Below are 9,119 nucleotides of genomic sequence, written 5' to 3' on the forward strand. Positions count from 1 at the left end.
GATCCTCGGCCATATCGAGCATTGATGCCGTCCAGGGCCACCATCAGCTGCGCCCGCTTATCATGCTCTGGTTCCACGGGAAACAGTTCGCCCTGGACGGTATCGGCAGGCGATATGTCCATCAGCATGACGCCCGCCTTTTTATATTTGAATCCTGGCCGCCAGATTGCTTCCAGCGCCTTTAGTGCATGTTTGGTAAACACCAGGTTGTCAGCGGACGGGTAGGGCGGGGTGACTAGGCGGCTATTGCCATACTGCTTGCCTTTGTCAAACGGGCTAGTGCGAATGAATATCTGCATACTGGCGGCCACCGAATTTTGCCCGCGCAGTTTGTTGCAGGCGATGGCAACAAACTCAGACAGGGCGCTTTGCAGTCCGGCCAGGTCGGTCATTGGCAAACCAAAGGAACGTGACGAGATTATCTGCTTTTTAGGGTCGGCCACTTCTTCCAGATCGATGCGCGAGATCCCGCGCAGCTCTTGCACGGTCTTACCCACCACAATGGAAAATTCGGCTCTGGCCACTTCGGGTTTCAAGCGGGCCAGGTCAAAAACCGTATAAATGCCCAGCTCGTTAAGCCTTTTGGCAATGCGCCTGCCGATGCCCCAGACTTCCCCAACTTCAATATTTTTCATCATGGCGGCCAGTTGGTACCGGTCCAGCTGCGTCAAATCACACACACCGGACCAGGCTGGCTGCTTTTTGGCAATATGGTTGGCCAACTTGGCCAGGGTCTTGGTGGCGCCGATGCCCACACAGGTGGGAATCCCTATCTCGCGCAGGACAGCGGCCCGGATTTTCTTGCTGTAGGTGGTTAAGTCTTCGGTAATGCCCGAAAAGTCAGCGAAACTCTCGTCAATACTATAAATTTCTTGGCGAGGCGAGAACCGGCCAATTATGCTCATCATGCGGTCGCTCATGTCACCGTATAGGGCAAAATTACTACTCAGCCCTATGAGTCCCTTTTCTTCCAGGTGCTTGATCTCAAACCAGGGCTGGCCCATTTTGACGCCCAGCGCCTTTGCTTCATCTGTGCGCGAAATGACACAACCGTCATTGTTGGAGAGCGAAATAAGCGCTTTGCCTTTAAGGGCTGGTCTAAACACGCGCTCGCATGAGCAATAGAAGCAATTGCCATCGATCAGCCCATAGGTCATAGCATATCCTTGATGACGTGCGTAACAACGCCCCAGATCATCCATTCCTGGCCGGGAACCGGCACTATGTCGGGGTAGGTGAGGTTAGCTGCCTTGAGGCGTATCACGCCGTTTTTCTTGTGTAACCGCTTTACAGTCACATCCCCATCGATTTCAGCAATAACAATGCTGTTGTGCTTGGCTGTCAGGGATCGATCGACAATCAGGTGATCGCCGTCGTCAATGCCTGCTTCTTTCATCGAGTGACCTTTGACGCACAGGTAAAAGGTGGAGGTCGGGTGCTTGACGAGGATCTCGCCAATGTCGATCCGGTTCACAGCCATATCCTGGGCAGGGGACGGAAAGCCTGCCGGCGTCTTGCACACAATCAGCCCAACACTGGCCGAGGTTTCCACCAGGGGGATCAGGTCAAGGTAGGTTTTCATGGCATATAAAATACTGTATATAAAAACAGTATTATCTGCCAAATTCTAAAAATTTTCTGTGAATATTATGATTGTTGTAAACGAGCTTAACGAATCTGATTAACTTGAGATTCCCACTCCGCATATAGTTTTTCAACTTTTTCAAAAACCTCAACCAATTGATCCTGTGCACCGAAGCGATGAGTGAGTACCGTTATTCCGTGTGACAAATGTGGAGCAAGAAGTACAGTTGCTTGGTGGTCATCTACATTCGCTTGCTTTACACCGTTGAGCAGTACGAGCGATGGGCCTTCCACACCGTTTTCGAGGATTGTATGGAAAAGATTTTTTTTCCAACCCAGATGCTTTGCCAGTTGGTTCCCATACTGTCGGCCTTCACCCAAACCTGCTTTTCTCCAGACAAAGCGCCACAGAGAATAGACTATAACGACAATAATAATCAGCGACCAAATGATAGCGTCGGACATATAGTTACCTTTGTATTGATTAGAAATAATTAGCTGAATCATACATCGTAGTCCGAGGTAACGAAAGTTGCGTTTGAGTCTATTGACTACCCAATATGAAAAACAACATTTCTTTCATCACTCTGTTCCTGATAAACCAGATTGCGCCAGCAAGCCTTTTTCGCACGCGAAAAACACGGCACACCGCGTCTTTGACGTAAAGTGCCTATCCTGCATATAGTCTTTTAGTGGCGTTTTGGCTGTTAGATGGCGGCGTGCGATACTGTGCAGAATGTGTACAAAAACGGCGTATTGAAGGATTGAATATGGTGTCTACAGTGCATATGTGTGCATATATCACGTGTGGATAGTTTTTTTAAAGGCGTATGGTGACTTTAATGGTGTATTTAAGGTGTAGATGGGTTATTATTAATGCGTGATTAAGCATTAAATAGGATTTGGAGGGTATAGGTTGTGGATATAAATGAATTTATCAAAATGAATTCGGCGGAAAAATCTTCTCGGCCTTCGGTCTTAAAACCGTACCAGGATGATATTTTTCGATTGAAAGATGAGGGTTTTTCGGGAAGCAAAATCTTGGAATACCTGACATTGAATGGCGTGAAAGTCACGTTAACGTCACTGAACCGTTATATCCAGAGAAACTATCCAGCGCACGCGGGCAAGGGAAAAATGGCGAACGCACAATCTGCGGCAACCAAGAAACCTGTCAAGTCCGCTCCTCCACCAGTTGCTCCTGCAGCTAAATCAGAGGATCCGAACAAACCATCGTGGGTGCCTAGTCATATCGATATCGACGCTTTAATGAGCAAGGATTAAAAGGGTTCAAGTACCCGCAAAGCAGGGGAAAATGCTTGCTATTTTGTCGTTTATAAACTACAATAATGGCTATGATAGATATTTTGCAATCCGAGACTTTCCATAAATGGGTCTCACGTCTGAAAGATCACCGCGCCCGCGCCATCATTGCGGCGCGGATCAACAGATTGGCGGAAGGGTTACAGGGTGATGCCGAGCCGGTGGGCGAAGGTATAAGTGAGTTGCGTATTCACTATGGCCCGGGCTATCGCGTATATTTCCAGCAGCGCGGCAACGTTGTGGTCTTGTTGCTTTGTGGCGGAGATAAGAAAACGCAGCGCCGCGATATTGAGACGGCAAAGCGAATTGCTAAAGAATGGAGTATTAAAAATGGCTGAAAAATTTACAAAATTTGATCCAGCTGCATTACTGGAAACCGATGATGATATTGCGGTCTTTATGGCCGATGCCCTTGAAACTGGCGATTCTGGTTATATTGCCAAGGCGCTGGGCGTCATTGCTCGGGCTAAAGGCATGGCACAAATTGCGGAAGAAACCGGCCTTTCTCGTCAGCAGCTTTATCGTTCTTTCAGCGACCAGGGCAATCCTACACTCAAAACAACCCTGGCCGTGATGAAGGCCCTAGGCGTGCAGCTCACGGCAAAACATGCCGCTTAATCGTCTGGAGTACCACATCACGGAACAATAGATAAAATTTTCTTTGAATTGTGGTGGATGGCTGCTTCAATGGGCAGGCAGCTTTTATTTTGGCTTGCAATAATGGCAAATGAAATAAAGCGACAATTCATAGTAATAATCCTATCAAATGTGAAAATCCTCACATATGAACATTTTCAATATTACTATATGTAACGTATCGGGTTTTATACGTCCGGCTATGCACAGTTCTTTTCCTCAACACACGGAAGATTTGCCTGTATACCGTCCATTGTTACGGTGTGAGGCGCTTTTTCCCCATTTTTCGGATCTGCCCTATGGATAAGTACGAGGTACGCCGCCAGCAAATGCTGATTCTTGTAGAAAAATACGCGGATGGCATTCAAGCCAAATTTGCTCAGCTCGTTGACCTGCACCCAGCAACGATTAGCCATCTACTGCTGCCACCCGATGCACCAGGTAAGAGGCCGATAACTGAGCGGAAGGTGGAGCATATAGAAAATAAACTATCCTTGGCGCCAGGCTGGTTTGATGAGCCACTACAAAAGGATTTTGTGCGCTGGCCATTTGTCTCAGTTGAATTCAACCAGTTTTTAAAGCTAGCTGATGCGGATAAAGAAGAATTAGAAACGCTGATGCGCATGAAAATTAATCGGCAACAGACTAAAAAGAAATAAAACAGTGCTTTAATCGTTCTGTAAGTTATACATAACAATGAATTTAACTTTTGTACCGAGTAATTCTTAACAAATTGAAACTTCGTATTGATATATCTGTTTCAGTCAGATACGATTCCTAAAAATTGGGAAGCGTGATCTTTAAACATTGAGCAGTCGAATCACAAGTCATAGTGATGACTCAGACCCTGGACGAAGCAGTATTATCCAGCGTTATGGGCAGGTACGCAGGAGGGCCTGACACAGAAGCCTCCACGGGTGACCGTATCATTTGGTTACTCGTCCTCTAGACTACTATAGAGGCGCTGAGAACTCATAATTCCGGTATGCGTAGTGGTGCGAAGATGACGCGCACAAGTGGTAACACGGGGTAGTAGCCGTGCTCCTTGGGAAGGGTGGAACAAGCAAAATTTACAGCTATTTTGGCTCATATTCGGTTGAATGCCGATTGAATTATGGTGCCAATAGTGATACCATAATAAAAATGATCAACGGGTAGCACTGATGGCTGGCATTGAGAAAATTCTAGCGAAAATGAAAAACGAGCCTGCAAATGTTCGCTTTTCAGAGCTGTTGAAAATCTGTACAGAATTTTTTGGTGAACCGCGCTCAAGCGGTTCTAGCCATGTGATCTATAAGACACCATGGCAAGGTGATCCCCGTATCAATATTCAAAACGATGGCGGCAAGGCAAAAGCCTACCAGGTTAAACAGGTCCTGGCCGCGTTGAACAAACTCAAGGGTTTGTAATGGATTTTGGGGTTACGAAAATGGACGTTAAACACTACACATACCGGGTTAGTTGGTCTCCTGAGGACCAGGAGTTTGTCGGCCTTTGCGCCGAATTTCCTTCCTTATCGTGGTTGGCTGCAGATCCCGCCCAAGCATTGACCGGCATTATTCAAGTGGTTGCCGAGGTGGTTACTGATATGCAGAAAAGCGGGGAGCCGATCCCGGAGGCCATCGCGGATAAACAATACAGCGGAGAGTTCCGAGTGCGTGTGCCGCCCCTGGTACATCGTAATTTGGCGATAGCCGCGGCTGAGCAAGGTGTCAGTATGAATCGATATGTCAGTGCAAAGCTGGCTGGGTAAAATTGGTCTTTGTACTTTATTACCGTTGATCTTTTTTTTGATCGGGATGAGGTATTAAATCAGGTTTCATGTAGTGAAAGGCAATAAGCCAAGCACGAGGTATTTTGTTTTCACTACTCCATTGGGCGATGCGCCCTTTGCTGAGCTTTGTAATTGCCAAAACTTCACGAACTCCACCCAGGCGAGTGATTATTTCATCTGCATTCATATGTTGACCAATTTGAAAATATATATCAAGTTTAGAAGTATCTAAACTTATTATCAAGAAATAATAAAGAATTATCTAAACCAAATAAATCATATTTTGTGTCTAATAGCGGAATGGATAAAAGATATGCTATTAGACGTAAACGGTTACGCCAGCTCATAGATGAAAGAGCAGGAGGGGTTGATGCGCACTTTGCGGACACCTACGGATATTCACGCGCTCAAATTGGGCAGTATTTATCAGTTTCCTATAGAGATGGAAAAAGTATTGGTGATTTGGCTGCCAGGAATATTGAAAAAAAGCTAGATCTTCCAGCTTTATGGCTAGATACTGAAGTTGAACAAAATGATTGGCCATTTGAAAAATGGATAGCTTTAGACCGAGTTCAAAAGCTTTCTGCTGAGGACATAGCCTTTATAGCAGGCCATCTATCTTTATTGATTGAAGACTGTGAGAACAAAAAAACACAATTAAAACCCTAAGCCAGTCCATTGTTACAAAAAAAGTTTAGAAAATTATAAATAAAGTTTAGAAAATTATTGCCTAAATGTTTAGAAAATTCTATACTGGAGTTAATGGTTTAAGCCATTAGCTCCTTAACAATTTATAGCCGAGTCACTAAGTCGTAGTGACATACAGAACCTGGGTTACTGCGGTAATTCCAGTAATACGTCGGGTGCGCCGGAGGGCCTGGATCAAAGCCTCCACGGGAATGCTGCGCTTGTAGCATCCCGTCCCTTGCTAAGGTAGCTTGGGCGCTGAGAATTAGTTATTCCAGCTGGCACAGTGCAAATCCAATGGGAGAACGACAGCACACCATGAAATTAAGGGCGCAGATAGTAATGTCTGCGCCCATAACACAGCCCAGCAGTTGGGTGCCAAATCGACTTGCTAACAAAGCAAGGAGGTTTTGCTAAATAGCTTCGTGGCAGGAGAGAGGCTATTTAGTGAAGCATCGTAGGATCAAGAAATATATAGCCGCCTTTTTCAAACTGGCGGTTTTTTTATGGCTGAAACATTTGCTGCACAACAAATAAATAGGTGTTATATGAACGCATTGCCTTTTCAAGCGCAACATAATGAGCATGAGGGGATTCACCAAGTCCCAGAGAGACAAAGGGACTGGTATGAGTTTCGTAAAAAGAGAAAAGTTCTTTGGCGTCCCAGAAAATCGGAATTGCAATACCTTGGAAGTATTCATTATTCCTTTGATCGCAGGCACGCTGCAGTGGGTTCATTCAGACCGGACAGAGCGTTAAATCGCCAGTTTCCGAGGATTATTCATATTGACCAATCAATCATTTCCGCATTGTCTGACCGAAGGATCGTGTGGACACCAAATTATCAGGCCGAAGGCAACATAGATAGGACCGAATGGAAAGCCTATTACTTGAAGGTCTGCCGTAGTAACTATCCCAATATGCCAATCCAGATACGGTATGAATATGCCAATGATGCGACATTTGATACTTTTGAAGTAACAGCAACAACGCAGCGTATCAAGCTGTATATCGCTAAGTCATTGCGCGATTTGTACCATACAGCCGAAATTGAGGAGCAAAAGCCTAAGCGTCATTATTACAAAGTTCAATGCCCTAATAAAACCGCCTGGCACAAAGCCGCGAAGTATGGTCGCAGCGGCAAAAAGGGTGTGGCGGCGGGTCAGTCTCAGCTGATTATGAAAGCTATCGAAAACAAGATCCTGACCCAGGACGAATTGAAAGCTTATATCAACGGCAAAATGCGGTGTGATGAGGTTCTGAAAATCATCCGAAGTCGCAGCAATCATTAACCATAAGGGAGTTTCATGAAAACAGTTCATCTTGTAATGCAAGGCAAGGGTGGGGTAGGTAAGACCTTTATTTCCTCGGCCCTGGCGCAATACCTCATTCACGCAACAGGCAAGCCAGTTCATTGTTTTGATACCGATCCGGTAAATAAAAGTTTTTCCCAGATCCCGGCGCTGAACGTCCAGACGATCAATATCTTGACCGAGAACAAGAAAATCGACGGTAGCCAATTCGATATGCTGATCAATCAGATTATCGAATGTGAGGGCGTGGGGGTAGTTGATAACGGCGCATCTTCGTTTGTACCGCTTCTCAGCTACCTGGAAGAAAATGCGGTGCCGCAATTTCTGCAGGATGCGGGAATTCGGTTATTGATTCATGTTCCGCTGCAAGGGGGGCAGGCGCTTAGAGACACCATGTATGGCTTAAGCGTGATTTTAGACGCGCTGAAAACGCCCATTGTCATTTGGCTTAACAATCATAATGGGCAAATTGAAAAGCAGGTCGATTCCTTTAAAGATCGCGCTCTTTATAAGCAGCATAAAAACAATATTGTTGGCATTGTCGATATCCCTGACCGCAGCCAGGATACGTTTGGCAAGGATATTCGCAGCATGACCGAGCAGAACCTGACATTTGACGAGGTAGCTCAGTCAGATAAGTTTTTCATTATGAATAAGCAGCGGATCTTGATTTTCAAGCGCAGTATTTTCGAGCAGTTGGATGCAATTAATTTAGGAGAAAAAAATGATGTTCCTGCTGAAAAAAACAAGCAAGCATAAATTGCCTGCTGTGATGACCGCAATAGCCGCCAGTTTGGCGGCTTTTTCGTTCCCGGCTCATGCAGAGGATGGGGTGCTGGAAGGTGATACCCGGCTGGCCTGCGAAGCGGTGCTGTGCCTGAGTTCAGGTAACCGTCCCAGCGAATGCAGCAATTCGCTAAATAAATATTTTTCCATCAAATTTACCCGCCCTGATAAAACATTTGAAGCCAGGCGCGATTTTCTGAACATGTGTCCGACTTCTCATGATGTCAAAAGCAATATGCCCGCTTTAATTAATGCAATCGCTAGGGGGGCAGGCAATTGCGATGCACGCTTTCTGAACAGCCTGAATAAAGCCTATTACGAGAAAAAAATCGTGGATAAAGGTTGGAGCAAATGGAACAGTGACGATGACACTGTGCGTATTGTGCGGGTTGAATATATCAAAAATGAGCTGCCAAGCTATTGCAAGGTATATGAAGAAAATGAATATACCCAGGGCGTGATCCCGGTGTATGTCGGGGTCGAAAAGGAAGATGGCCAATTTGTTGATCCGCCACCGCAGTAAATAAACAGGTGGGCCGGTCCCTAGAGTTCTAAGGGCTGGCCCAATTTATGAAGGAAACAGTATGCAGACCAGGACCGACGAGCTGGTAAATGAGGTTTTTGCTCTGACAAAAACAAAATTGTCGCCTGATGATCCATTGCTAACCCTGATTTTGCTACAGGAAAGGGGCCTAGAACGGGCGTTTGAGCAGCAAAACACCAGCCGGGCCGACCAGGACCAGGCGTTTCTCGCGCAGCTGGATAATCGCTTGGTAAAGATCAATGCCATGTATTCGGAACTGAGCCAGTACCGGGAACGGGTGGTTGCGGAGCTGATGGTGAAAAACCAGCAGGTGGCTGTACAGATTGAGGGAAGGGTAGCGCGCAGAGCCTTGGGCGGCGTCAAGCGCCTGGAACTGATGGCGGGTGCGGCCCTGGTAGTCGCAGTTGTGGTGTAACTATCCCCTAAAATAATACAGCTGAAGCGTAGAATTTTTCTTACACTAAGAAAAAAG

The 9,119-nt window shown here is 46.0% G+C and carries 15 protein-coding genes; 11 read left to right on the forward strand and 4 right to left on the reverse strand.

Going from position 1 to position 9,119, the window contains the following annotated elements:
- The 3 genes from CAP48_RS19425 to CAP48_RS19435 form a co-directional block, all read right to left on the reverse strand.
- The coding region (locus tag CAP48_RS19425) for a Y-family DNA polymerase (protein ID WP_100699539.1) at nt 1-1,157 on the reverse strand (1,157 nt) is incomplete at its 3' end.
- The gene (locus CAP48_RS19430) at nt 1,154-1,582 is read right to left on the reverse strand and encodes a LexA family transcriptional regulator (protein WP_100699550.1); all 429 of its coding nucleotides are present in this window, start codon (nt 1,580-1,582) and stop codon (nt 1,154-1,156) included. The genes CAP48_RS19430 and CAP48_RS19425, both read right to left, overlap by 4 nt.
- 86 nt (nt 1,583-1,668) lie before the next feature.
- Nucleotides 1,669-2,091 (reverse strand): hypothetical protein, encoded by a 423-nt coding sequence (locus CAP48_RS19435; protein WP_100699540.1) that lies wholly within the window; start codon nt 2,089-2,091, stop codon nt 1,669-1,671.
- A gap of 411 nt (nt 2,092-2,502) precedes the next feature.
- Between CAP48_RS19435 and CAP48_RS19440 the strand changes: the two genes are divergently transcribed.
- From CAP48_RS19440 to CAP48_RS19465, 6 genes are all read left to right on the forward strand, one after another.
- Nucleotides 2,503-2,868, forward strand: a complete 366-nt coding sequence (locus CAP48_RS19440) for a hypothetical protein (protein ID WP_153045730.1) — start codon at nt 2,503-2,505, stop codon at nt 2,866-2,868.
- A gap of 71 nt (nt 2,869-2,939) precedes the next feature.
- Nucleotides 2,940-3,245: a type II toxin-antitoxin system RelE/ParE family toxin gene (locus CAP48_RS19445; RefSeq protein ID WP_100699551.1), complete on the forward strand. Its 306-nt coding sequence runs from the start codon at nt 2,940-2,942 to the stop codon at nt 3,243-3,245.
- On the forward strand, nt 3,238-3,525 hold the full coding sequence (locus CAP48_RS19450) for an addiction module antidote protein (RefSeq protein WP_100699542.1): 288 nt from the start codon (nt 3,238-3,240) through the stop codon (nt 3,523-3,525). The genes CAP48_RS19445 and CAP48_RS19450 overlap by 8 nt, the downstream gene beginning before the upstream one ends.
- A 317-nt stretch (nt 3,526-3,842) precedes the next feature.
- A complete protein-coding gene (locus CAP48_RS19455; RefSeq protein ID WP_242444574.1) occupies nt 3,843-4,202 on the forward strand; it encodes a hypothetical protein in 360 nt (119 codons plus the stop codon).
- A 504-nt stretch (nt 4,203-4,706) separates the two neighbouring features.
- Nucleotides 4,707-4,952: a toxin HicA gene (locus CAP48_RS19460; RefSeq protein WP_100699544.1), complete on the forward strand. Its 246-nt coding sequence runs from the start codon at nt 4,707-4,709 to the stop codon at nt 4,950-4,952.
- A 20-nt stretch (nt 4,953-4,972) separates the two neighbouring features.
- Nucleotides 4,973-5,296, forward strand: a complete 324-nt coding sequence (locus tag CAP48_RS19465) for a type II toxin-antitoxin system HicB family antitoxin (protein ID WP_100699552.1) — start codon at nt 4,973-4,975, stop codon at nt 5,294-5,296.
- A gap of 19 nt (nt 5,297-5,315) precedes the next feature.
- Here CAP48_RS19465 and CAP48_RS20145 read toward each other — a convergent pair whose 3' ends face one another.
- On the reverse strand, nt 5,316-5,504 hold the full coding sequence (locus CAP48_RS20145) for a hypothetical protein (RefSeq protein WP_153045731.1): 189 nt from the start codon (nt 5,502-5,504) through the stop codon (nt 5,316-5,318).
- A gap of 113 nt (nt 5,505-5,617) precedes the next feature.
- Between CAP48_RS20145 and CAP48_RS20150 the strand changes: the two genes are divergently transcribed.
- From CAP48_RS20150 to CAP48_RS19490, 5 genes are all read left to right on the forward strand, one after another.
- Complete coding sequence (locus CAP48_RS20150) at nt 5,618-5,986, forward strand: hypothetical protein (protein ID WP_153045732.1); 369 nt, start codon at nt 5,618-5,620, stop codon at nt 5,984-5,986.
- A gap of 524 nt (nt 5,987-6,510) precedes the next feature.
- Nucleotides 6,511-7,296, forward strand: a complete 786-nt coding sequence (locus CAP48_RS20155; protein ID WP_153045733.1) for a hypothetical protein — start codon at nt 6,511-6,513, stop codon at nt 7,294-7,296.
- A gap of 15 nt (nt 7,297-7,311) precedes the next feature.
- Complete coding sequence (locus CAP48_RS19480) at nt 7,312-8,076, forward strand: conjugal transfer protein TraL (RefSeq protein ID WP_100699547.1); 765 nt, start codon at nt 7,312-7,314, stop codon at nt 8,074-8,076.
- Nucleotides 8,042-8,626 carry a TrbM/KikA/MpfK family conjugal transfer protein gene (locus CAP48_RS19485; protein ID WP_100699548.1) on the forward strand — a complete coding sequence of 195 codons (585 nt, stop codon included), beginning with the start codon at nt 8,042-8,044 and terminating at the stop codon, nt 8,624-8,626. The genes CAP48_RS19480 and CAP48_RS19485 overlap by 35 nt, the downstream gene beginning before the upstream one ends.
- Before the next feature lie 61 nt (nt 8,627-8,687).
- Nucleotides 8,688-9,062 (forward strand): hypothetical protein, encoded by a 375-nt coding sequence (locus CAP48_RS19490; RefSeq protein ID WP_100699549.1) that lies wholly within the window; start codon nt 8,688-8,690, stop codon nt 9,060-9,062.
- Nucleotides 9,063-9,119 lie beyond the last annotated feature (57 nt).

Source organism: Advenella sp. S44 (genome assembly GCF_002810445.1).
GTDB lineage: Bacteria > Pseudomonadota > Gammaproteobacteria > Burkholderiales > Burkholderiaceae_B > Advenella.

Excerpts from the sequence above, each read along its gene's own strand:
- CAP48_RS19450 (WP_100699542.1), top strand. The coding sequence starts at position 3,238 with ATGGCTGAAAAATTTACAAAATTTGATCCAGCTGCATTACTGGAAACC.
- CAP48_RS19490 (WP_100699549.1), top strand. The coding sequence starts at position 8,688 with ATGCAGACCAGGACCGACGAGCTGGTAAATGAGGTTTTTGCTCTGACA.
- CAP48_RS19480 (WP_100699547.1), top strand. The coding sequence starts at position 7,312 with ATGAAAACAGTTCATCTTGTAATGCAAGGCAAGGGTGGGGTAGGTAAG.
- CAP48_RS19460 (WP_100699544.1), top strand. The coding sequence starts at position 4,707 with ATGGCTGGCATTGAGAAAATTCTAGCGAAAATGAAAAACGAGCCTGCA.
- CAP48_RS19465 (WP_100699552.1), top strand. The coding sequence starts at position 4,973 with ATGGACGTTAAACACTACACATACCGGGTTAGTTGGTCTCCTGAGGAC.
- CAP48_RS19435 (WP_100699540.1), bottom strand. The coding sequence starts at position 2,091 with ATGATTCAGCTAATTATTTCTAATCAATACAAAGGTAACTATATGTCC.
- CAP48_RS19445 (WP_100699551.1), top strand. The coding sequence starts at position 2,940 with ATGATAGATATTTTGCAATCCGAGACTTTCCATAAATGGGTCTCACGT.
- CAP48_RS19455 (WP_242444574.1), top strand. The coding sequence starts at position 3,843 with ATGGATAAGTACGAGGTACGCCGCCAGCAAATGCTGATTCTTGTAGAA.
- CAP48_RS19430 (WP_100699550.1), bottom strand. The coding sequence starts at position 1,582 with ATGAAAACCTACCTTGACCTGATCCCCCTGGTGGAAACCTCGGCCAGT.
- CAP48_RS20155 (WP_153045733.1), top strand. The coding sequence starts at position 6,511 with ATGGCTGAAACATTTGCTGCACAACAAATAAATAGGTGTTATATGAAC.
- CAP48_RS19485 (WP_100699548.1), top strand. The coding sequence starts at position 8,042 with ATGATGTTCCTGCTGAAAAAAACAAGCAAGCATAAATTGCCTGCTGTG.
- CAP48_RS20150 (WP_153045732.1), top strand. The coding sequence starts at position 5,618 with ATGGATAAAAGATATGCTATTAGACGTAAACGGTTACGCCAGCTCATA.
- CAP48_RS20145 (WP_153045731.1), bottom strand. The coding sequence starts at position 5,504 with ATGAATGCAGATGAAATAATCACTCGCCTGGGTGGAGTTCGTGAAGTT.